General features: G+C 30.8%; 26 protein-coding genes and 4 tRNA genes. 11 read left to right on the top strand and 19 right to left on the bottom strand.

The window, feature by feature from the left end; translation table 11 throughout:
* The 6 genes from HF295_RS06920 to HF295_RS06895 form a co-directional block, all read right to left on the bottom strand.
* Positions 1–3,039 carry a DNA polymerase III subunit alpha gene (locus HF295_RS06920; protein ID WP_312031439.1) on the bottom strand — a complete coding sequence of 1,013 codons (3,039 nt, stop codon included), beginning with the start codon at positions 3,037–3,039 and terminating at the stop codon, positions 1–3.
* 22 nt (positions 3,040–3,061) lie between these two features.
* Positions 3,062–4,324, bottom strand: a complete 1,263-nt coding sequence (locus tag HF295_RS06915; RefSeq protein WP_312031438.1) for a hypothetical protein — start codon at positions 4,322–4,324, stop codon at positions 3,062–3,064.
* Between the two features lie 57 nt (positions 4,325–4,381).
* On the bottom strand, positions 4,382–5,566 hold the full coding sequence (locus tag HF295_RS06910) for an acetate/propionate family kinase (RefSeq protein ID WP_312031437.1): 1,185 nt from the start codon (positions 5,564–5,566) through the stop codon (positions 4,382–4,384).
* 55 nt (positions 5,567–5,621) lie between these two features.
* Complete coding sequence (locus HF295_RS06905; RefSeq protein ID WP_312031436.1) at positions 5,622–7,001, bottom strand: M17 family metallopeptidase; 1,380 nt, start codon at positions 6,999–7,001, stop codon at positions 5,622–5,624.
* A 32-nt stretch (positions 7,002–7,033) separates the two neighbouring features.
* A complete protein-coding gene (locus tag HF295_RS06900) occupies positions 7,034–7,972 on the bottom strand; it encodes a class I SAM-dependent methyltransferase (RefSeq protein WP_312031435.1) in 939 nt (312 codons plus the stop codon).
* A gap of 138 nt (positions 7,973–8,110) precedes the next feature.
* Positions 8,111–9,919 (bottom strand): endonuclease, encoded by a 1,809-nt coding sequence (locus HF295_RS06895; RefSeq protein ID WP_312031434.1) that lies wholly within the window; start codon positions 9,917–9,919, stop codon positions 8,111–8,113.
* Positions 9,920–10,021: 102 nt separating this feature from the next.
* Between HF295_RS06895 and yidD the strand changes: the two genes are divergently transcribed.
* Positions 10,022–10,321: a membrane protein insertion efficiency factor YidD gene (gene yidD / locus HF295_RS06890; protein WP_312031433.1), complete on the top strand. Its 300-nt coding sequence runs from the start codon at positions 10,022–10,024 to the stop codon at positions 10,319–10,321.
* Complete coding sequence (locus HF295_RS06885) at positions 10,305–11,129, top strand: hypothetical protein (RefSeq protein WP_312031432.1); 825 nt, start codon at positions 10,305–10,307, stop codon at positions 11,127–11,129. Before yidD ends, HF295_RS06885 begins: the two co-directional genes overlap by 17 nt.
* A 69-nt stretch (positions 11,130–11,198) precedes the next feature.
* On the opposite strand, the gene HF295_RS06880 is transcribed toward HF295_RS06885, so the two are convergent.
* Positions 11,199–11,642 (bottom strand): DMT family transporter, encoded by a 444-nt coding sequence (locus HF295_RS06880; protein WP_312031431.1) that lies wholly within the window; start codon positions 11,640–11,642, stop codon positions 11,199–11,201.
* Positions 11,643–11,821: 179 nt separating this feature from the next.
* On the opposite strand from HF295_RS06880, the gene HF295_RS06875 reads away from it, so the two are divergent.
* The 8 genes from HF295_RS06875 to HF295_RS06840 all read left to right on the top strand — a co-directional run bounded on the left by HF295_RS06875 (position 11,822) and on the right by HF295_RS06840 (position 15,087).
* Complete coding sequence (locus tag HF295_RS06875; protein WP_312031430.1) at positions 11,822–12,958, top strand: IS91 family transposase; 1,137 nt, start codon at positions 11,822–11,824, stop codon at positions 12,956–12,958.
* Positions 12,922–13,230, top strand: a complete 309-nt coding sequence (locus tag HF295_RS06870) for a hypothetical protein (RefSeq protein WP_312031429.1) — start codon at positions 12,922–12,924, stop codon at positions 13,228–13,230. The genes HF295_RS06875 and HF295_RS06870 overlap by 37 nt, the downstream gene beginning before the upstream one ends.
* 207 nt (positions 13,231–13,437) lie before the next feature.
* Entirely contained in the window at positions 13,438–13,581 is a 144-nt protein-coding gene (locus HF295_RS06865) for a hypothetical protein (RefSeq protein WP_312031428.1), read from the top strand.
* 1 nt (position 13,582) lies between these two features.
* A complete protein-coding gene (locus HF295_RS06860; protein WP_312031427.1) occupies positions 13,583–13,798 on the top strand; it encodes a hypothetical protein in 216 nt (71 codons plus the stop codon).
* Entirely contained in the window at positions 13,798–13,980 is a 183-nt protein-coding gene (locus HF295_RS06855; protein ID WP_312031426.1) for a hypothetical protein, read from the top strand. Before HF295_RS06860 ends, HF295_RS06855 begins: the two co-directional genes overlap by 1 nt.
* 4 nt (positions 13,981–13,984) lie before the next feature.
* Positions 13,985–14,203, top strand: coding sequence for a hypothetical protein (locus HF295_RS06850; protein WP_312031425.1), 219 nt, complete (start codon positions 13,985–13,987; stop codon positions 14,201–14,203).
* A 167-nt stretch (positions 14,204–14,370) separates the two neighbouring features.
* A complete protein-coding gene (locus tag HF295_RS06845; protein WP_312031424.1) occupies positions 14,371–14,775 on the top strand; it encodes a hypothetical protein in 405 nt (134 codons plus the stop codon).
* Positions 14,776–14,841: 66 nt separating this feature from the next.
* Complete coding sequence (locus tag HF295_RS06840) at positions 14,842–15,087, top strand: hypothetical protein (RefSeq protein WP_312031423.1); 246 nt, start codon at positions 14,842–14,844, stop codon at positions 15,085–15,087.
* A gap of 120 nt (positions 15,088–15,207) precedes the next feature.
* Here HF295_RS06840 and HF295_RS06835 read toward each other — a convergent pair whose 3' ends face one another.
* The 11 genes from HF295_RS06835 to fusA all read right to left on the bottom strand — a co-directional run bounded on the left by HF295_RS06835 (position 15,208) and on the right by fusA (position 22,430).
* The gene (locus HF295_RS06835) at positions 15,208–15,438 is read right to left on the bottom strand and encodes a hypothetical protein (protein WP_312031422.1); all 231 of its coding nucleotides are present in this window, start codon (positions 15,436–15,438) and stop codon (positions 15,208–15,210) included.
* Between the two features lie 167 nt (positions 15,439–15,605).
* Positions 15,606–15,839: a hypothetical protein gene (locus HF295_RS06830; protein WP_312031421.1), complete on the bottom strand. Its 234-nt coding sequence runs from the start codon at positions 15,837–15,839 to the stop codon at positions 15,606–15,608.
* Positions 15,840–15,927: 88 nt separating this feature from the next.
* Complete coding sequence (locus HF295_RS06825) at positions 15,928–17,073, bottom strand: IS3 family transposase (RefSeq protein ID WP_312032610.1); 1,146 nt, start codon at positions 17,071–17,073, stop codon at positions 15,928–15,930.
* A gap of 282 nt (positions 17,074–17,355) precedes the next feature.
* Positions 17,356–17,438 (bottom strand) — tRNA-Leu (locus HF295_RS06820).
* 9 nt (positions 17,439–17,447) lie between these two features.
* Positions 17,448–17,523 (bottom strand) — tRNA-Lys (locus HF295_RS06815).
* A gap of 10 nt (positions 17,524–17,533) precedes the next feature.
* Positions 17,534–17,608, bottom strand: a tRNA-Gln gene (locus HF295_RS06810).
* A 25-nt stretch (positions 17,609–17,633) separates the two neighbouring features.
* Positions 17,634–17,709: transfer RNA gene (locus HF295_RS06805), tRNA-His, on the bottom strand.
* Between the two features lie 115 nt (positions 17,710–17,824).
* Positions 17,825–18,406, bottom strand: a complete 582-nt coding sequence (locus HF295_RS06800) for a sugar O-acetyltransferase (protein ID WP_312031420.1) — start codon at positions 18,404–18,406, stop codon at positions 17,825–17,827.
* Positions 18,407–18,426: 20 nt separating this feature from the next.
* Entirely contained in the window at positions 18,427–19,275 is an 849-nt protein-coding gene (locus HF295_RS06795) for a DegV family protein (protein ID WP_312031419.1), read from the bottom strand.
* Positions 19,276–19,360: 85 nt separating this feature from the next.
* Complete coding sequence (locus tag HF295_RS06790; RefSeq protein WP_312031418.1) at positions 19,361–20,236, bottom strand: DUF1295 domain-containing protein; 876 nt, start codon at positions 20,234–20,236, stop codon at positions 19,361–19,363.
* A 115-nt stretch (positions 20,237–20,351) separates the two neighbouring features.
* Positions 20,352–22,430: an elongation factor G gene (gene fusA, locus HF295_RS06785; protein ID WP_312031417.1), complete on the bottom strand. Its 2,079-nt coding sequence runs from the start codon at positions 22,428–22,430 to the stop codon at positions 20,352–20,354.
* Between the two features lie 176 nt (positions 22,431–22,606).
* Between fusA and HF295_RS06780 the strand changes: the two genes are divergently transcribed.
* Complete coding sequence (locus HF295_RS06780; RefSeq protein ID WP_312031416.1) at positions 22,607–23,023, top strand: hypothetical protein; 417 nt, start codon at positions 22,607–22,609, stop codon at positions 23,021–23,023.
* Positions 23,024–23,077: 54 nt separating this feature from the next.
* Here the strand turns inward: HF295_RS06780 and HF295_RS06775 are convergent, their stop codons facing one another.
* On the bottom strand, positions 23,078–24,034 hold the full coding sequence (locus tag HF295_RS06775) for a glycerophosphodiester phosphodiesterase family protein (protein ID WP_312031415.1): 957 nt from the start codon (positions 24,032–24,034) through the stop codon (positions 23,078–23,080).
* Positions 24,035–24,100 lie beyond the last annotated feature (66 nt).

The raw sequence follows: 24,100 nt of genomic DNA, 5'->3' as shown, positions 1-24,100 counted from the left end.
CTATAATTGTTCGATTTTTTCTATAATCACTTGTAAGGAATCATTCCTTAACTCAGTTTTACCACTAATTAAATATACCATTTGTTCTTTTAAAAGTCCTTGATATTGCTCATAGAGCTTAGGAAACAAGACTGAGTCTACTTGGGTAAATTCATCTTCTAATGATAAAAACGCCATTTCTTTATGGTTTTTGGTTTGAATAACCTTAACTCTTGAAAGTAAACAAACAAAACTATATCTCCCTAAAGGCTTTTCAACAATATCAGATAAGGCACTTAAATGCCTTTTTTTAATAAGATCTTCATATCGATTCATCAAATGATACTCAAAATGCACTCCCAATAACTCTCTTTCCTTAGCTTCTAAAAAACTATAATCATATTCTTCATAATCAACATAATTAAAAGAATCATTCTTATAATGAAACTGAATAAAAGATTCAATACGGTCTAAATTCTCAATCAAAGTACGGTTGTTAACACCAAATTCAGAAAAGACATTGGCATAAATCAATATTTCAATCACGTTCTTAGGAAGGTGTCTTCCTCTTTCGTAAAAGTCAATAAAAGAACTTACCGGTTTTTCTTCTTGAATTTGAATAATTTTTTCAGCCATGATTTGGCCGATACCTTTAATAGCCATAAAAGGATACCTTAACCCAGCTTTTTCGTAATGGTATCTCACCAAAGAATGATTGATTTTAGGAGGTAAAACTTGGATACCCATAGTTTTACATTCTCTAATATATTTCTTAGTCCCCACAGCTGAACCTATTTGATAATCCAATAAAACCGCAAGAAAATAAGAAGGATAGTTAGCCTTTAAATAAGCCATCCAGTAAGATACATATGAGTATGCGACTGCATGAGATTTATTAAAACCATAATTAGCAAATTTAACAATATAGTCATATATTTTATTTCCTAAGACTTCTGAATGACCTTGTTTGATAACTCTTGAAACAAATTTTTGCCTTTCTTTTTCTAGGACAGATTTATTTTTTTTGCTAACGGCTCTTCTTAAAACATCAGCTTCACCTAAAGAGTAAGCCGCAAACTGATTTGCAATTTTCATTATTTGTTCTTGATAAACAATAATACCATGGGTTGGCTTTAAAATAGGAATCAAATCTTGATGCAAATAATCCACCAGTTCTTCTTTGTTTCTTCTTCTAATATAAGCAGGGATATTCTCCATAGGACCAGGCCTATGTAAAGAAATACAAGTTGCGATTTCTTCAAAATTCTCTAATCGCATTTGTCTCATTAAATTCATCATACCTTCAGACTCTAACTGAAAGATTCCTAATGTTTTAACATCTTTTAAGAGGCTAAAAGTTTTTTTATCATCTAAAGGAAGTTTATAAACATTAATTTTCTCACCTTCGTTTTTTTCAATCATTTCTATGACTTCTTGAATAATTGTTAAATTACGAATTCCTAAAAAATCAATTTTAAGTAAGCCTAAACTTTCTAAATCACTTGCCTCATACTGACTTTGATACATATTTAACAAACCAGGTTGAGTCGGTGTATAGGTCATGATAGGATTATCTGAAATAATGACACCTGCCGCATGTGTTGATACATGCCTTACTAACCCTGATAATTTCTTCGCTATAGTAATTAAATGACTAATTTCTGGATTATTCATATAATATTGGAAATCTTTAGGATATTCTTTTTCATATTGTTCAATAGAGTTATTTGACAAAGAAATTTTCTTTGTTAAATCTTCAATAATGACTGTAGAAGTATCAAGAATCCTCCCCACATCTCTAATGGCTGATTTACCTTGAAAAGTACCAAAAGTAATGATGGAAGATACCTTATCAAAGCCATATTTTTCTACAACATAAGTGATAATTTCATCTCTTTTATTATCAGGAAAGTCCATATCTATATCAGGCATAGTGATTCTTTCAGGGTTTAAGAAACGCTCAAAATATAAGTTAAAGTCTAAAGGATCAACCTCAGTAATTCCTAAACAATATGAAATTAAAGAACCTGCAGCGGATCCCCTTCCTGGTCCAACTAAGATATTTTGTTTTTTAGCATATAAGACAAAATCCCAAACAATCAAAAAATAATCTTCATAATGCATTTCTTTGATGATTGACATTTCATGATTCAATCTTTCCTTATAAAGACTGTACATTTGTGGGTACTGGTTCTTTTGAACCAGTCTTCTTTTTAAGCCCTTATCAGTTAATTGTTCTAGGTGCTCATAAGAAGTTATTTCACTTTCAGGATATTTGGGTAAATATCTTTGTTTAAAGTTGATAGTTAGATTTACTTTATCAATCATCTGTAATGAATTTTTAATAGCATCTGGATAATTTTTATACCAAGTATCCAACAACGATCTCTTAGGTAAATGATAGGAGCTTTGACTTTCTTCAAACAAACCTAAGTCTGAATGTTCACTTTTTAGAATTTTCTTTAGAATTTCTGAAGCTTCTTTATCCTCTTCGTATAAGTAGATTACTGGTGATGTAATGACTATCTTAAAATTCTTAATTAACACATCATATAAATCGTTATATTCAAATATATCCGAACCAAATCCAAGATAGTAATCTTCGGCATGCTTTTCTAAGTCCTCTAACAAATTAATCATCATTTCATGATCGTCTTGGTGGACAATATCATTCAATCCTCCACGATCAATTACAGCCACTAATATAAGTCCTTGAGAAAAAGAAGATAATTCATGTAACTCCAAATAACCTTTACTTAAGGCAAGATGAGAACTTAACTTCATTAAATTTTGATAACCTTCATTATTTTTAGCATATAATAAACAAATTAAGTCAGAATATTTCTCGGATTTAATGATAACTTCCAAACCTAAAAGAGGTTTAATCCCGTGATTTAAACAAGACTTATAGAACTTAATAACTCCATGCATCTTATTTCTATCGACCAAACCTAAACTTGAATAACCTAATTCTTTAGCACGTTTCACAGTTGTTTCAATATCAATTAAGCTTCCATTAAAAGAATATGAACTTTGTAAATATAGAGAAAAATCTATCATATAAACCCTCAAAAGTATTATATCATAATTTATAAAGTATAACTATTTTTAATAGTAATATTGAGACCATTCCAACCAACAATAATCCTATATATAGATATATATTATCTTTGTTTTCATTAAACTCATCAGCATTATCAATAGTAAAAAAAATACTTTCAATGACTTGTCCATCTTCCATAACTTCCAAAGAATAATGACCACTTTCTTTAATATATTTAAGTCCTTGAATGGCTTGTCCATTTAAATAGATCTCACCAAAAGCATATAATTCCACTGACGAATAGATTGCTTGATTTTCAACACCACTTACTTTAGAAACAATTTTAAAGCTAATGGTATCAATGCCAGCTTGTAAATAGTAATTTCCAGTTTCACTAATCAGTTCGTGATTATAGGATAAACCATTTAATTTTAAGTCGTCTATATTAGCAAAAATAGAAATAGGTTCATCAATGATCAAATCATCTATCAAGTCATAGTGATCGATACCATTATAATAAATGACTTCAGGATATAATTTAACCTGTAAGTCTTGTATAAGGATATTCTTGTCATAATAAGTAATACTATATAATCCACTTTGATCAATAATAGACATTGATTCATATGCTTTGTTATTCACAAGAAGGTCATCTTCTTCAATAACTATTTGGCCTCTATATCCATCTTTATACTCTTGACCTATAATATGAATATCTTTTTCAATGATTAAATCATAGAAAAAGATATAATCATTGCTTTGAATTTGAATTTGATGATAACCAGAATCTTCAATTATGTGTTGATTAGAGATTTTTTCATCTATCAAAAGCTCCCCTTGGTACTGTATATATGAATATTCTTTCACTCTTTCCTCAATGATAGGTTCAAAAAGAATATTAAAATCTTCATCAATGTAAAGATAATCTCCATCTACATCAATCACCAAGTAATGATGATGATTATAAAAAGCGATAATTTCATAGTCTAATACTCTTTCTTTAATTAATAGACCTTGATGATCATAATGTAATATCTTGTATTCTTGTCCTTGATTAATTTCTACTAAGATAAAAATAGTGTCTCCTACATCTGCCAAATAAATAAAAGATTCATCTTTACCTTGATCATATAGAATTTCATAATAAACTTCATCACTTAATAAATCATAAACCATTAAGTAACCATCCCCCTGATACGAACCATAGTCATAACATTTATAATCTTCTTGATATGAACCCAATATGTCAATAGGATAGATATTCAATAAAAACGAAAGCATTAAAAACAAAAATTTTTCCATAAAAAAACCCCCTTCATAAGATATTACTTATGAAAAGGGGCTAATCTTTATTTAAGTTTACAGTAAAGCCAAAGTATCTCTTGCGATCATGACTTCTTCATTGGTTGGAATGACATAAACTTTAATTTTCGAATGATCAGTAGAGATTAATTGTTCAACTCCACGACAATTATTTCTTTTGTCATCAATTTCAACACCAAATGCAGCCAATCTAGAACCTATGTTTTCTCTAGTTTCCTTAGCATTTTCACCGATACCTGCAGTGAAGATAATTGCTTCAGCACCACCAACATAGTTATGATATGAGGCTATATAATCAGCAATCCTTTTTGCTTGAACATTAATAGCTAATGCAGCTTGATGATTTCCTTCTTTTGATGCAGAAACTAAATCACGTGAATCAGAAGATAAATCAGATAAACCTAAATAACCAGATTTCTTATTTAACTGATTAATAATTTCTTTTACAGGTTTATGTTTAACACTAGCCATATACTCAACTACTGCAGGGTCTATATTTCCTGAACGTGTTCCCATAGGAATACCTTCTAATGGAGTGAATCCCATTGAAGTATCAATGGATTGTCCGTTTTTAACAGCACAAATAGACGCTCCATTACCAATGTGAGCTATGACAATATTAACATCATGAATATCTTTATTCATCATTTCAGCATATCTTTGTGTAATAAACTTATGACTTGTCCCGTGGAAGCCGTATTTTCTTACTTTATATTTGGTGTACCAATCATAAGGCACTGCATATAAAAATGATTCTTCAGGCATAGTTTGATGGAAAGCAGTATCAAATACCCCCACATGTTTTACATTGGGTAAAATCTCTTTAAAAGCTTTTATACCTGTTAAGTTTGGACCTAAATGTAAAGGCGCCAAATCAATAATCTCTTCTAAATACTGAATCAATGCCTCATCTATAACAACTGACTCAGATATTTTATCTCCACCATGAACTACCCTGTGTCCAACACCAGCGATTTCATCAAATGATGAAATAATATCGTGTTCAATTAATTTATTTAATAATAAATTAACTGCATCTCCATGATTGGCGATATCTAATGTTTCTTCTATTTTTTCTCCGTTAACTTTAATTGAAAAAACAGATTTACTCATCCCTATTCTTTCTACAATTCCACTGGTAATCATATTCTCGCTTGGCATTTCAAGTAACTGAAATTTTAATGAAGAAGAACCAGCGTTTACAGCCATTATTTTTTTCATATTATTTATTGTATGTTTCCATACATCTCCTTTCGAATTCTATATATTATTTTAATTATGAAAAGAATTTCATAAATGTTTTAACCATAACACCTGTAGCGCCAGTTTTTGACTCATTGGCGGTTCCAGCGATATCCAAATGGATCCATTTGGTATCTTTATCTACAAACTCTTCAATAAAAGCAGCCGCTTGTGAAGCTCCCCCTAAACGTCCACCTTTGTTCTTTAAATCAGCAACAATTGATTTTAACTCATCATGATATTCCTTAGAAATAGGCATTTGCCATATTTTCTCACCAGTCATTTCAGTCACTTTTTTAAATTCATCAAAGAAGTCTTGGTCATTGGTAAATGCACCCGTATAGTAAGAACCTAAAGCTGCCATGATAGCACCTGTAAGGGTTGCGACGTCAATGATTTTTTTTGCGCCTTCTTTTTGTGCAAACCAAATAGCATCCACTAAAGTTAAACGCCCTTCAGCATCTGTAGATATAATCTCAATAGTTTTCCCATTAGCTGAAGTTAATATATCATCAGGCACAATGGCGTCATCACCTATACGGTTATCAGTCGCGGCCACTATAGCATAAACATGGGTGTCTAAGGCTAATCTAGCAATACCTTCAATAGCAGCTATGACGGCAGCTGATCCAGCCATATCGATTTTCATGCCGGGCATAGAAGTTGATGGTTTTAAAGAATAACCACCTGTATCAAACATCACACCTTTACCAACCAAAGCTGTTGGTTGATCTTGGTTATCTTTAGCCTTATATTCAATAAAAATAAAGTATGGAGCGTCTGATGAACCCTTGTTAACACCTAGATAAGCACCCATATTCATTGCTTGAATTTCTTCTTTTTCGTAAATCTTTACAGTAATTCCTTCATATCTTTCTAAAGCTTTTGCATGATCAGCTAAATCCTTAGCCTTCATATAATTGTATGGAGCATTGACTAAGTCTTTTGCTTGATTAATAGACTCTCCATAAATGACACCTTCATCAAATGCTTTTTTAAGTTCCTTATTAGCTTGAACAAATACATTTGATGATGCTTCGCTTTTTTTCGACTTATAAGTATCACATACATAAGCTTGAGTAACTAACATTTCAACAATATCAGATACTTTTAATAATTCTTCATGATTAAAAGAATCAGTCACTAAGATTGAATCTCCTTTTAAAGAAGATATCTTTTGAATTACTTTTTTCATATCTTCTAATTTTGTTAGCTTATTGCCACCAACAATATGAATTCTATTTGACTTTAATTGACCTAAAGTATGAATGGTTGTAAAAAGTTCATCTTTATAATCAGTCACTTGAACATTTAGTTCTTCAAATAGAATTTGTGAGATTTGATTCTTGTTTGCAACAACAATTAAATCTCTTGTTTCTTCTAAAATATTAATTTTCTCTAAAAACTCTACCATGAAACCTCTCCTTGTTTTATATATTTAAGGGCTTACCCTTTGTCACTATAACGATAAAACTTTGTCTTGGCAAACCATTGATTCAATTGACCAATCACATTTTCTAAAGCATTTTGTTCTTTAAAACCAGGTATTTCTACCATCATAAAAGAATCTGGTTGTATGAATTTATCACCCTTATCTTGTAAGATAAGAATTGTTTTTTCTTGTGTTATAAATACTTCTTGAGGCAAGATCATCATACCGAATAAATACCATTCCTTATTGAGTTCTTCAATAAATGCTTTGACATTTAAAGCCTCAAAGAACAAATTATCAACCATAAGAATAAAAAAACCATTGGCTTTAATATTTTGGCTTTGATGATTAATGATTTCATAGATTTCAGACTGTTGTACAGCTGAAAAATCAGAGATAATAACATCAGCGTTGATATTTTTTGAAGTCCTTGTATCTTGAAAAAACACTTGATCACCATAACCCAACATTTCAAAAAGAGCTTGAGCGAGTTCATAAGATTGTCCAAAATAATCTACACCAACCAAAGAAACATCTTTTTCAATTTGGTTAGCGATGGCAGTTATTAAATTACCTGTCCCCACCAAAGGATCATAAATTCGCAAATGATTAACATCATAGATTTTATGAATCAAATAAGACATCAACATGCCAATACTCTCAGGTGTAATCATTTGGTTAGAGATTTTTTGATGTTTTAAGCCTTTTAAAACTGCATATTGAAACGCTTTTCTTATTTCTTCTTTATGAAATTCAATATGTGAAATAGAATCAATTTTCTCTTCTAATTGCTTTTTGATTTCTTCGTCTTCATTTTCAACAGAATGTGCAAGAATATTCTCACAAGTTCTTACAATTCCACTTAAATATGGCAACTTTGATTGTTGGTACAATAAAGTTGCTGATTCATCAAAAACATCATATAAAGTTTCAATATTTTTTTCTTTTATCATCTCTACCACCAATTTCTTATTTTACCATAAAGAGCCTCTAATAACAATAATTTGTCAATAAAATCAAATCAAAATATGAATAATTATTCATATAAAAAGATGCTAAGCTAGTTAACATCTTTTATATTGAATATATTCTTAATTATTTCCCCAAATTAATTCTACATACTGTGGATTATCAATAAAAGGATTTCTATTAAATTGGTATGAGTATATTACATTATTTCTATTAAGTTCAAAATCACTAACAGGATCTAATATATGCCATTCTAATAAGGTTGAAAACACACCCATATCATATACAGCTGATCCGTTAGGATCATCTATTAATTCTAAATAATCATACATAACAATCATATAAAATAAGATTCTTGCAATATCACCCTTAACTTCATCTGCAGGTTCGTAAGTTGAACTTGTCGTGATATTGTCAAAATACTTATTACCTCTTGAAGAGTTTTCACTTGGGTTGGCTGGTTTTAAATTATGTAAGTCAGAAGCAATATTAACTGTATTGTTATCGGCAGTATCACCTAAATATGATTGAGGCCATATATGCTCTCTATTCCAAGTAGCCCCTGAATCCCAAGAACCATCAATAGAGGTTTGTAAATAAACTAAAATGATATTTTCAGCGTTATTTGGATCCGCATCAGATTCAGCTAAAATAGTTGTTGCTGCACCATAGTCTACTCCCACAAATCCGTTATTAATTAATGATCTTAAAGCCAATAATAAAGTCTCTCCAGATAATTCTTCTCCAATACTTTCATAGTATTCAGGATGAGTACTTAAATCTAAAGTCGAAAACTTAAGTGTTAATCCAACAATCTTAGTCAAAGTTCCAGCACCTTCTAAAGAAACTTCTATATGGATTTCACCTTCATATTGTACATTTTCTAATAATGTTGATTCAATATAATTTGCATTATAAATCACATGTTCACTTGCTAAACCAGTCACATTAATAATGGTATATGTTGAACCATTACTTCCTGATCCAAAATTCCAATCACCAATTAAATCAATAGTATCAGGTAACTGATTATAATCTTGTTCTAATAAAATACTATTATCAGGTATGAAATTAGAATGACTACCTATGTAATCATAAGTTTCATTAGGATATTGATCCCATTGTGTCATAGAAAAATTAATAGAAGGTCCTGTAATACTATCTTTTCTAACTAGAATTGTATCTTGACCATAGTTACTAGCATCTCCAGGCATACCTAAAGAGTCTATAATCGTTCCATTATAAGATAATGTTAGTGGGTCATTCCCATTAAAATTAATAACTGAAGAACTTGTTATATCTGCTTGAGTCAATATCGTCGCATTAGCAGTAGGATGAGCAACAACCAAAACATCATTAGGGTCCAAAGTTCCTGATAAAGTTAAGGTTTGAGAAGGAGATGCTGCCCCATTAGAATATAATTGAATCGAATAATTAGATAAATCAACTGCTTGCCCAGTCCCATTGAATATTTCAACATATTTATTAAAAGAAGATCCTTCACCATACTCGCTAAAGAATAATTGCGTAATAGGATTTTGAGTTGTCACTTCCTCAGTAGTTGTTGGTTCCTCTATGGTTGATTCTTCTGTGGTCGGCTCTTCAGTTGTAGGTTCTTCTGTGGTTGGTTCTTCGCTTGTTGGCTCCTCTGTCGGAGTTTCAGTAGGTTGTACTGTGGTTGGTTCTTCTGTAGTAATTTCTTCTGTCGTAGGCTCCTCAGTAGGAACTTCGCTAGTTACTTCTTCTGTAGTTATATCTTCAGTTGTTGGTTCTTGGGTAGGCACCTCAGTCGGGGCCTCAGTTGTTGGTTCTTGAGTTATTTCAATGGTTGTCGGCAAATTCGTAGTATCAATGGTGCCATCACCATTACAACCAATAAAAATAAATAAAGTGAAAATTGAAATAAATATAACTAAAGCTTTTTTAAGCATATGCTTACCTCCTAAATCTCTTACATTTAGATTATAAGTCATTTATATCCTTTTAATCAAGGATAACATCCAAAAACTCATTCATTGCAAATATGTAAAAACATGTATATAATATTTATGGTGATAAATATGAAAAATTGGGTCATAAAAATGATTAAAAAATATCAAGAAGCTACCTCTACCAAAAACCCAACTTGTAAGTACCATCCAAGTTGCTCTAATTACGCTATTGATGCCTATAAAAACTATAATATCTTTTATGCATCACTATTATCTCTATGGCGTATTATAAGATGTAATCCTTTTTCACGAGGAGGATATGATCCAATACCTAAATTTAAGAAAAATCATATTCAACCAAATCAAATTCCTAAGGGGCATAAACATGAAAAGTCTGATTGAATCCTATAATCAAGAATATAAATCATATAAAAACAAGTTATATAAGAAACTTTTCTATGTATTTGCTTTATTTGTTATCCCCTTGATTCCTACCATCATATATTACAAAGAAATATTATTTGTTAAAGTATTATTTTGGATTTTCGCTTCTATAATCTTTATCATTATATTACTATTCCTTGCTTTGCTTCTTTATAGATCAGAAAGACCTATGTACGAGTATTTGTATAAAAAAATAATAGACCTAGCCTTTGAAGACGATCCTACACATCATGAGTATGAATGTTTTCCAAAAACATATCCATTTATTGAAAAAGGTCACTTATTTAAAAAAGCTCATTCTGAAGTAGTGCGTTATCGATTAACTTATTATTACTTAAATAATAGAATCGATTTATATAGTTTTTACGCTTACTCGAAACTACACAAATCGAATGAAATAGTATTTAACGGTATATACTATGTCTTAAATAATGACAATACTCAAACTTTTCAAGTAAGAACCAAGGGAAGAAACCCTTTCGAAAATAAAGAATTAAAACTAATGGAATCAATCGATGCTTATGATATCTACTTGAAAGAAAATGATCATATTCCTAATAAGATTATCGATGTATTTAAATCTTTGACTACTAGATTTGATCACCCTATATATATGAGTGGTGCACACAAGGAGATACATGTAGCAATAGATAAACTCTATGATAAATTAGCTGTAAAAGAACTTACTGAAGATAAACTCACTGAATTAAAGGACCAAATGAAAATTCTCATTCAATTAGGACGAGATATATATAAAAAATTATAACCAAGAAATTGGTTATTTTTTTATAAAAAAAAGACTCTCAATAGAGTCTCATCATTCATAGGATAATTACTAGTTAGATCTTTGATAAATAATAACACCACTAACCATCAACAATATAGCTATCACATGCATTAAATTAATAGGATTTTTTTCGACACCAAATAAACCAAAATGATCAATCACTTTAGAGACAGTCATTTGAATAAGAACAGACACCATCACCGTTGAAAAAACACCATTTAAAGTAATGCTTTTTGCTATCGTGAAAATAATCACAACACCCAATGACCCGCCCAAAACAGCATATACATTAAAATTCTTTATAAAAGAGAAATTTTCTTTCCCAATTAATAAAATAAATAAAGCCAATAATAAACCAAATGCGTGAACTAGAAATACAGCTTGCATGACCCCAGCAGTTTGACTCACTTTATTACTAAAAACCGCTTGAAGCGCAATGGCTACACCGGCAATAATAGGTAATACTAAATACATTGCTTTTCCTCTTTTCATCATATTATCTCCAAATCCTTTATACATATAATGATATTATAACATGGATACGTACAAAGTATGATAGTAGTTTCTTATTATATAGAGTTAAAAAAATGAAAAACAAGTTTTTCAACTAAAGAGGCGAAAGCCTCTTTTTTGAATGTTAATAGTTTGATAAAATTATTGTATGAATGTTTATGAATATGCAAAACAAGATGCTTATAAGATGCAGCTGCTTACAGCTGCTAAAGCTGGATAAACATGTTTATGAAAACACCATTCATAAGATAGGCAATGCGCCTTTTGCTAGAGAACTAAGACATAAATACACCATTAAAGATATTTTTGTAAGATACTGGTATAAATTTCTTGAAATGTATGCACATATTGACATTAGAGATTCTATCATTAATAATGTTAATCGGATGATTGCTTGTAAAGATTTTTCTTATGGCTATGTCTTTTATGAATGTCCTAATTGTGATCATTACCATATATCTGGTTTATCTTGTCATTCAAGGTTTTGTGCTTCTTGTGGGAAGATATATAGAGAAAGATGTGCCAATGAAATTGCTAAAAAATGTTTGAATGTACCACACAGACAGTTTGTCTTCTCTATCGCTGAAGAATTAAGAATATATTTTAGACTTTATAGGGATCTTTATCATGAACTATTCAAAGCGGTAGATGATGTTTTTGTTTATCTTATTCAGGGTAAATCAAAAATAGCTAAAAATGATGATAGAGAATTAGGTTATATATCTTTCTTACACACTTTTGGTAGAGATTTAAAATTTAATCCTCATATACATGTCTTAATGGCTGAAAGAATCATTGATAATGATTTAAAGTTTAAAAAGTATGATTACTTTAATTTTGAGTCATTGAGAAAAGCTTTTATGAATCAGTTATTAAAAAGAATTTATCATTATTTAAAAGAGAATACTTCAAAATATGAATTAGTGAAATTCTCTAGATTAAGAAATTATCTTTATAAAAAACTCAAAGATGGTTTTTATACTTACGGTCCTAAACTTAAGAATAACACAAAGGTTTCTATTAAAAATATCACTAGATATATTGCTAGATATGCTGGACATCCAGCCATGAGTGAATCAAGAATTATTAATGTTAATTATGACAATCATACCATCACGTATTATTATGATCCTCATGAAGATGACGGTTTAGAGAAAAATCAAAAACAGGGTAGACAATATGTGACTGAAAGTGTTTTTAAGTTCATCAAAAAATTAATTATCCTATTTCCCAGACAATTATTTTGGAGGTGGCTAGTATGCAAAAACATTTTTCTACAAAAAAGCGTTATCTAACAGATGACGAAAAAAGAAAAAGAGCGATTGAGTTTAATGAATTTTGTTTAGATATTGAAAAGGTAGATGTTGAAGAATTTGTAAAAAGTGACATCTTTGATGAAACCATTGAACTAAAATGTTTAGATTGTGGTTTTCAAGAAGAAATTGATTATGATATTGTAAGTGAATGTTGGGATTCTTTTATGAGTAATTACCCTGTTTCATACTGCCCTAAATGTAATACAGGTGATGTAGTTCCTTTAGATGTTTATAACCGCTTAAAGAAATAAGTCTTTTAACTTCATATACTCAGCCTACACTTGTGGGCTTTTTCTATTTATATCACTACTTTATTTTTTAAATACAATTTCCTATTAAATAAAAAAACACTTAAACATCTATTTTAAGATGTCTAAGAGTAAACAAAATTGTAGTAAACTTGTTGTATAGTCATTAATTAATGGGTATCAACTATAAAACTCGGGTTATATTATGCATTGGTTAATCAAGAAATTATCATCATCGTGGATGGAGATCCATATGATGAATTCCTTGAACAAAACGATCGAGAACCTACTAAGTTAGAAATGCTAAATATAATACACGATAAAACACATGGTGGTGATATATATAGTCTATGATATGATTGAAAGTGATTTAAAAGAAACTGTAAAAAACCAAGGCATTAACTTTGGTGATTTAGTTTTTGAAAAATGGCATAAGTTTTGGTGCACCTATAACCATGTTGATTTAGTCATGGATGATAATGTAATGATTGATAATGATGATCGCGAAGATGAAATTCTTGACAAGTGGCAAGAGGTATCGATTGATATTACCGAGGACCTGTTGCAATAATGAAAGTTAAAGACGCAGCTAAAGTGTTAGGTATAACACCTCAAGGAGTTCATTATTTAATAAAACAAGGTAAATTGATTTACAAAGAAGGACATGTTTCTGAAGAGTCATTGAAAAAAATACCAAGAAAACAGAAAAGGACCAGGCAGGCCAAAACTAAAGATAAACATTGGCACACCTGATGTCATGGCATCATACGACTATCAAGACTTAATTCACGAAATAGAACAAGACATCAAAGAGGGATTACTTTCATTCAATCAGAAGATCAAGGTAGAAAGAGCGAAAATCAAGGCTTACGGCAATTATTATCCAGTGTTGGATTATGAGTATAGCTCTGACGGAGAAATGACAGTGCTCGAACTACTAACCGAGTTAAACTATCACAATCAGATAATTAAATAAACTAAGGCGCATATGCGCCTTTTTATTGAATCGATAATGGATTTTTATAGTTTTTTTGCAAAAAAGCAATAAATGATATAGAAGATAAGATTTAATTTACTAAAAACTTACATGTATATACACTTATCAAAGCAGATATAGTAATATGGATTATAAGGAGGATTAAAATGATAACAAAAGAAATGGCAGAAAAATTATGGAAAGATGTATTTGGCAACAAGGAATGGGCTCAAGATTGTTTTGGTGTATGGATGCATAGAGATGCGTGGAGTAATACAGCTGTTATGTTGTTGAGACCTGGGCAAACAAAGAAATATGACTATAGCTGGAATGTGGATCATATACGACCAAAATCTGATTTCAACAATCCACTTGAAGCTGATTTCTTTAATAATTTTGAACCCATGCAAAGAGGAAATAATTCAGAAAAAGGTGATAATTATCCTCATTTTTCAATCGGCGATAAGAAATATAAAGTGTTTAGCCAAAGTGGTTATTATGGTTATGGGATTATTGATGTTTCAACAAATAAGAAGATAGACTGGAAAAGCAAGCAAGGTAAACATTATTAATTATTCAAGCACATTGCTCAATGAAAGTATGATTTATTTTGATAATTTTCTATATTTAGATTGGAGTTGAACTTAAGAATAGTGAGTATATTTGATAAAAATGATTTAAACGTAGAGGTTTATTATATTAATGGTAGTTGTTATTTGCTTAAGGATTGGGAAGACGATATTGCGACATTGATTCCATTAAGATTTATTGGTAAATCTATCGCAGAAGAAACTCAAAAAGAAGTACTAAGTTATCAACCTAATATTGATGATACAGAAATAATTCAAGCGATTTTTCATCAAGGCTTTTACTATTTTTTGTGATTTCTAAAATGTATCTTTGCATTTTACTTATATAGTTAATTAAGAGATTTGAGTATAAAAACAAACTGCAGATAAAAAAATCTGCAGTTTGTTGTTTTTTATTTTAATCCACAAAAATAACTAATGACTATTTGGTTTTTGGGCTTGAGTGGGGAATAATCTCAGAATACTAAAGAAGGTGTAATTTCCTATAGATAGAAGACCTAAGTATAATACCACATTATTCAATGAATTCTCTATCAAACCCAATAAAAGCCTAAAAACACCAAAAAAACCAACCCCTAAAAAAATTAAGTTAGCAACTATAAATATACCAGCATAAAAGAACTGTGTCATTTTATTAAAATTCATATTTCTCTCCTTAAATATTTTTTCTATATATACTATTGCCTAATCAAATAAGTGTTAAATGTTAGTTTTCACTATTCTACAGAAAAGATCATATTGGTTGTAAGCTAATCATATAGATTAACTAATGATATTTCTTGTTTCGAAACATCTTTTTGTATTTTTTTATCTTAAGTAAGAATTGTGTCCATAAGTGATAAATCAAAATCGTAGGCGTTAAGTAAAATATCAAGTAATTCATCTAAATCATTGCTCCTTGTAATAGTCCCTCTACGTTCAGAACCGTTGTAGGTATCGTTACTAAACAAAGGTATGGTTGCTCCGTCTTCAAGAAATACTTCATCAATATAGTTTGTATCAGTCGTAGTCAATATGCCTTCTTTATGAACTGATAATCTTATCACATATCCAGAATCAGTAAAACCGTCAGAATTGAACTAGCTTTATAAAGTTGGAGAGAAAAATGGTTAACCCCCATACTTATTATTTATATTATATCATATTATTTCTATATTCTATTGGACTCATTTTATGTTTTGTAACTAAACGGGTATTGTTGTAATAATTTATATATTCATCAATAGCTTTAATCAAAGCTTTTGGGCTCTTGTACTCTTTTTCATGACCATACCACATCTCTACTTTCATTCTTCCAAAGAAGTTCTCAGTAGGAGAATTATCTAAGCAGTTTCCCTTTCGACTCATTGATTGTATGATGCCCAACTCTTCAAGTTTTGTTTGATATCTTGAGTTTTGATATTGAATACCCTGATCCGATTGTATCATCATTCCTTTCACACGATTGGAATGATGTTTTTTTAATAACTCCAACATCTTTGTAATCTTATCCATCTTGGCGTTTGTTCCTGCGACATATGATAATACTTCTCTTGAATCAAAGTCTATGATTGGCGAAAGATAAACAGGTCCTCTCTCAGTTCTAAACATGGTAATATCTGTACCTGCTTTTTGATATGGTTTGAGAGTTGAGAAATCTTGGTTCATTTGATTTGGCTTTGTAAACCCTAAATCTCCTGCGTATGAATTATATTTTCTCCATTTCTTAACTTTCTTTTTAGTATAGCCTTTATGTCTCATAATCTCTAAGACTTTGTTTTTCCCTATAACATAGTTCATCTTCTTAAGCTCAATATAGACCCTATGATAGCCAATTCTCTTCTTGTGCTTCTTTAGATATAGATAATCTATTTCTTTTTCTATATCCTTGTATTTATTAGCTTTCTTCTTATATTCACTTGTATGATAGTAATAAACTGATGATGCCATCTGTGCTACTTCTAGAAGGTCTGATAATTTAAATTTGGTCCTTAACGATGTAACAATTTCAGCTTTTTCTTTGCTTGTTACGCCTTCTAGTTTTTTTGTTAAGGACCGCGATTTTTTTAGGTACTCTATCTCGGCTTTCAGTCTTTCATTTTCTTCTAATAATGTTTGATCAACGATTGCTTTTGCTCTCTTGTCTTTTGTAAGGTATCCTTTTCTTGAATATGTGTCTTTAACTGCTGCTTCACCTTTTGTTCTATATAACTTTAACCAATCTCCTAGTATCGTTGGATCTGTAAGTCCTAAATCCAACGCTACACTCCGTATTGATTCTCCGTTCTCTACCCTTGCGATCGCTAGTAACTTTGTATCTCTTTTATATGTTTTTATTTTATTATGATCAAATACTTTCTTTCCATGTTTCTTGTATAAGTTTATGATATATTTTAAGTTCCCTATATCATACCATCATACATCTCTGATACATGGGACAATGATTTACCTTTAAGAATATGCTCTTCACACATCTCTATCTTTTCTTTTAATGTTATTTTCATATAAAAAAGGCTCCCTTCATTAGAGTGTATGGTTTAGTATACCATATCTCCAACTTTTGGAAGCCACTTCAAGTTTAGCTGGTGCGGGTAACAGGAGTCGAACCTGCACTCCAAGGAACTAGATCCTAAGTCTAGCGCGTCTGCCAGTTCCGCCATACCCGCCCAAATAAATGGTGACCCGCAGGCGATTCGAACGCCTGACCCTTTGATTAAAAGTCAAATGCTCTACCGGCTGAGCTAGCGGGTCAAAAAAAAGATGGCTGGGCTAGGAGGATTTGAACCTCCGATCTCGGAGTCAAAGTCCGATGCCTTAACCGCTTGGCCATAGCCCATTCTTTTTTTGTCGTAAAAAAACAGTGGGGCGACTGATGGGAATCGAACCCACGAATGTCGGAGCCACAATCCGATGCGTTAACCACTTCGCCACAACCGCCATTTCGTTTTTACGCACATATTAGTTTACTAAATGAATTTACATTTGTCAAGAAATATCTTTCTTTATCTATAAATATTCATGTATTTAATTGTATTTATAAATAGACAATCTTTTATCTTTCTAAATTATATCTATTTTCCCAAAATTTCTTATCTTCTTCAGTGATTTTTCTAATCACTTTACAGGGATTTCCAGCCGCTATTACATTCTCAGGAATATCGCGAGTCACAACTGAGCCTGATCCTATAATGGATCCTTGACCAATTGTCACACCACCATTAATAACCACATGACCCCCGATCCAAACATTATCTTCTATCCTAATTGATTGTCCATATTCTACCCATATTTTTCTAATATCTTTATCTATAGGATGGTTAATGGGGTAGATACCAACATTAGGTCCCAATAAAACATAAGAACCTATATGAATTGGTACAGCGTCCAAGATGACACAATTATAATTTGCATAAAAATAATCACCAACATGAATATTTTTTCCATAATCACATCTAAAAGGCGGTTCAATATAAGCATTTTTTCCCATTGAACCTAATATACTCTTTAATATAGACGTTCTTAATTCTAACTCATCTTCATTGGTATTATTAAAAAGGCGAACTTTACGTTTCGCCTCAATAAATTCATTTCTTATATCTGGATCACTAGGGTTATAAAGTAATCCTTTTAACATTTTCTCTTTCTCAGTCACAATTAAAAACCTATTAAAGCAATACCAAAACCTTTATTTCCTAAATGTACATAAAAGACTGGACTCACATAATCTGTCAAATGTATATGAATATTAGGATATTTTTCTTCCACAACATTTTTAATGCTTTCAGCCCACTTTTCATTATTCAAATGAATAATATCAATGTATACATGTTCGAATTTTTGAGCATACTCATCAACTTTCTCCATAAAGAAATCTTGACAAGCAATATTGGTTCTTTCTTTTCGAACCATTTTTAACTTACCATCAATCATTTCAACAATAGGTTTAATTCTTAAAACTGTCCCGATCAAAGCCTGAACTCTTGATAATCTTCCACCTTTAAATAAGTGTTTTAAATTTGATAGGGTGAAAGAAACAAAACCATGTTCAAAGACTTGATAATATCTTTTTAATAAATCTTCAAAAGTTATACCTTCTTGAATATCTTTAGCTAAAATTCTTAAACCATTAGCTACTCCATAAGAAGCTACTTGTGGAGAATGAATCGATACTTCTAGATCATCTTCAAGCAAATTCTTTGATAACAAAGCGGCTTGGAATGTTCCAGACAACTTATCAGAAAGCACTACAACCAATACATGAGTGTATCCTTCAGCTTTAAATTCCTTATAAGCATCAATAAAATCTGTAGGAGCTGGTTGAGAGGTTAACATTTTATGATTACCTTCAATAAAATTTTCCATTTGCTCCTTAGATAAATCTTTTTCTAAGTATTCTTCATCATCTATCACTACTTTTAAGTTAACTGTTTTTATAAAATCATAAGTCTGTAAGTCTTCACTGGTATGTGAAGTGCTGTCAATTAATAATCCTATTTTTTCCATATATACCTCCTATATTACTATGTCTCACATAATACTTTAGCATTTATGTTTTTTTTAGTCAAGATATAAAGAAAGTCTGGTGAAATTATTTTATTAGGCAAGGAAAAATCATGGGTGTTTCTTTAGTATATTGATCCCAACCATCATACTTAGACATATGCTTTTCTAACAATGGTGTTGATATTTTTATTAAAACTGTTGACATTAATAATGGAGAAATAATTAACAAGCCATAATAAAGCAAACTAGCTTCTGATGAAATAAATAAGGTGACTCCAGTTAGGTAAAGACCAGTCCAAATCATGATTTCACCAAAATAGTTTGGGTGTCTTGTTATTGACCATAAGCCTGATTTCATTAACTTCTTAGTACCTTTTTGAATATGTCTTCTTAACTGTTCATCACCAACAACTTCAAAGAACAAACCGATAAAGGCTATGAGTAAGCCAATTAAAGTCAACCATTGTAAGCCATCATCAAATGAAAATTGATTAAATTTAATGACAGTATAAGCAGCTGAACCTACAATAAAATTAATAATGCCTTGAACCATGAAAACCCTAAAAAAAGCGATTATCACAGCTTTATCTCCCCATTCTTTGCGCCACTGTGCATACCTAAAGTCTTCAGGTTTTCCCCAGTTTCTTCTAATGATTCTATAGGATAACCTAATTCCCCATACAGCAATAAAACCAACAATAACGAAAGATAATATCGTAGGATTTTCAGTCATTAATAAAGTCGTCATAGCTCCAATGACAAAACCAGCGCCCCAACCCCAATCAACAATTGAATTGTCTTTAATAACTTGTGCAACAATATAAAAGATTGTAAAATACGCCAAAACAACTAGAAAAGGAATAAATAAGCCCTCATCATTAAAATACTGGAAACCTATTGTTGAAATGGCTAAAGTAATCGCAAATAACAATAAATAAATAATAATTCTTTTTATATTCATTAATATCACCTCAATAATAATTATAACACAGACAATATTTCTTATTTACTGAACACGCTTAAAAATAAAAAAAGCTTAATTTCATCATAGAAATTAAGCTTTAATCTATAAATTATTAATTTTCTTCTTCTTCGCGTTTATGATCAGCAATAATCTTATCAGTTAAGTTTCCAGGAACTTCTTCGTATCTTAAAAATTCACGAGTGAATGTTCCAGAACCTTGTGTCATCGCTTTTAAGTCAATGGTATATTTAGTAATTTCAGCTTCAGGAGTTTCTGCAATGACTTTTTGATATCCATCAATGGCAGGTTCCATACCTAAAACTCTACCCCTACGTTTATTAATATCACCTAATACATCGCCTAAGTATTCATCTTTGATCAATACTTCTAAACGGTAAATAGGTTCTAAAATAACTGGTTTAGCAGATTTACATGCAGCTTTAAAAGCCATACCAGCAGCTTTTTTAAAGGCCAACTCATTAGAGTCAACTGCATGATATTTACCATCTGTTAAAACACCTTTAACATTAATCACAGGGAAACCTGCTAAAACACCATGTTCTAAAGCTTCTTGAAGACCTTTATCAACAGCTGGGAAGTATCCTCTAGGAACCGCTCCACCAAAGACTTCTTCAGCGAATTCATACTCAGCTTCAGGATTTGGTTCAAATCTCATAACAACTACACCATAATACCCTGAACCACCAGATTGTTTAATATATCTACCTTCTGCTTCAGCAGTTTGTTTGATTGTTTCACGATAAACGATACGTTGATCTTCTGTTTGTAAAGCAACTTTATATGAATTTTTCATTTTATCGATGATGTATCCGATATGAATCATACCTTGTCCACCAATCAATAATTGTGCAGTTTCTTTGTTTCTTCTTGTTTCAAGTGTGCTATCTTCTAATAATATTTTAGCCAAAGCATTCGATAATTTATCTTCGTCTTTTTTATTTTCAACTTTAACAGCCATATACATCGTCGGTGTTGGAGTTTTAACTTCAGGATAAACAATTCTTGATTTTTTATCACTTAAAGTTGTGCCCGTTTTAACCTCAGGAACTTTTGCCATAGCACAAATATCACCCGCATGGAATTTATCCATAGTGATTTGTTCTTTACCCAACAATGTAAAAGGTTGAGTAGCTTTTTCAACATTTTGTGAATTTGAAACATAAATTTCTTGATCTTTTTCTAATGTACCAGATTTAATTTGCATTAAATTAATAGTTCCAACAAATGGGTCAATGATTGTTTTGAAAACAGTTGCTGAAAAAGGTTCATCATCGCTGTAATTTCTTTCGATTTCTTTATCATTGTCAACCATTGTAGCTTTTAAAGGATTGCTTTCAGACATTGTAGGGAAAAATGCATTAATCATATGTAACATAGTTAATGGCCCAATATCCTTAGTTGCTGAACCTACTAAAATAGGAACTGCTTCACCATTTAAAACAGATAAGTGTAAACCACGTTGAATTTCTTCTTTAGTTAATTCTTCACCTTCAAAATATTTTTCCAATAAGGCTTCGTCAGAACCTGCAACAGTTTCAATTAAAACTTGTCTTAACTCATTAACTTTGTCCATTTTGTCATCATGAATTTCACCATCAATACAAGCATTACCATTATAGATTCTAGCTTTTAATTCAATAATATCAGCGAAACCATCAAAACTATCAGACTTACCTAAAGGTAAACAGAAAGGAACAGCTTGTTTTCCTAATTTAGTTTTAATTTCTTCTAACAATTCGTCAAATTTGATGTTTTCTTTGTCCATTTTATTAACAAAGATCATAGCTGGTAGATTGTGTTTTTTAATCTCTAACCACATTCTTTCAGTACCAACTTGAACACCACTTGAAGCATCAACAACTAATACAGCAGCATTAGCGGCTGACATAGCATAAGAGATGTCTCCAATCATTTCGTCTGCACCAGGTGCATCCAAAAAGTTAATTTTTGTTTCTTTGAATTCTACAGGAACTAAAGCAGTTGTTAAAGAACTTTGTTTAGCATGTTCTTCAGGTGTATAATCTGAGATTGTAGATTTCTTCTCAACACTACCTTTTTTATCTATGGCAGATGAAATATAGGCTAAGGACTCAGCCAAAGATGTTTTTCCACTTCCTAAATGTCCCAATAAGATAACGTTTCTTAAAGCATTTGCTTTATATTCTTTCATATAATATCTCCTTCCACTTAAAAACGCTTTCAGTCTATTTCATTATATCATAATCGAAAAAAAATAAAAGAATTATCAACATAATATAAGGGATTTAAAAAAGTTTTTTTTGATAATATTTTGTTCCTTTTATTAAAGAGCATTCAGTAGTATAATAAAACCAAAGGAGATGAACCATGTCTAATATAATTGAATATTCTATTCATACATATTTAAAAGGAAAAGTTATTTGGAAAATATTGTTTGATAATCACTATGTGAAAGAATACATGGGCTGTTTACTTCGTAAAAACAAAGAGTCTATGACGTGGTATATAGAAAAAGATTTAAGAGAAATAGTCCTTCTAGAAGGAGAGATTATTGAAGAAACCCCTAATGAATACATTCATATTAGAACATATAATCCTCATCGACATTATGATAAAAAATACACCCTAGATGTTTTCTATATATTAAAGGACCATACTTTAACCATAAAACAAACAGGTTTTGAGAATTTACCAGATGGCCAAAAGGTTTATGAAGAAAACAAATTGGGTTGGGCTCATTCAATTAATGAACTCAATAAAATTATCGATAAAAAGGAAAAGTAAATAGATAATTGAAAAATAGTCGAAATTATCGACTATTTTTTTTACATAATTATCTTACTCTTCTTCTAAAATATTAATTAGTAGTTCTGGATAATCCGTAATGATACCATCAACACCTTGATTAATAAGCGCTCTCATTGTTTCTTCATCATTAATTGTCCAAAAGTGTATAGCCATATTTTGTTGGTGAAGGCTATGGATAATTCGCCAACGGTTAACTGCAAAATCACCAATAACAGGTAAATCATATGAGATAGGCACTTGCATAGCAGCATAAGCTGGTTTGCCTCTAAATATTGTTGTTAATGTATATGTGTTTACAACAAAATCTATGGCGGGTCCGTAAGACATAGATAAATAGATATTAGGATATTCTTCAACAATATACTCACCAATATCATCAAAGGCAGTCGCAAGCAATACATAATCAACAAGATCATAATCTTCTATCAGTTTAACAACAGCGTCAGCTGTTTCGTTTCTTGGCGCATCGCTATCAGCTTTAATTTCTATATTATATAATATTTGTTTACCAAACTCTTGAAAAACCTCTTCCAAGCTTGCTAAATAAACTCCAACTGAGTGCCATTCAGTTTGACTCATATCTTTATATAAATATCTACCATCATCCTCTTGATAATGATATCCAAAATTACAATTATTCAATAAATCAATATAGTTTTCTTCCCAAACAAGGGTATCACAATTAGAATGAGACCTGGTATTTCCAGTTTCATTTTCTCCATGAAGTAAAACAGGAATTCCATCTTTTGTTAATTGAACATCCATTTCTAAAACATCTACACCTAAATCGAATGAATATCTATATGCAGCCATTGTATTGTCAGGATAAACACCTTTTCCTCCAGCATGTGCCATGACTAAAGGTTTACCATCTTTTGCTAGAAAAGGATTTTTATTAGCATACTTTGGTTTTGGAATAAAAACCAGTAAAATCCCAACAAATATTAAGAAAAAGATAAAAATGAATAATTTTTTAATTTTTTTCATCCTCTACCATCCATTCATTTTTGCATCATTTTATCATAGTCACCCATATACTTACAAGTAAAATTA

Source organism: Hujiaoplasma nucleasis (assembly GCF_013745115.1).
Lineage (GTDB): Bacteria > Bacillota_I > Bacilli_A > Izemoplasmatales > Hujiaoplasmataceae > Hujiaoplasma > Hujiaoplasma nucleasis.
The sequence above is the reverse complement of the archived record's forward strand: the minus strand, read 5'-3'. Positions and strand labels throughout refer to the sequence as shown.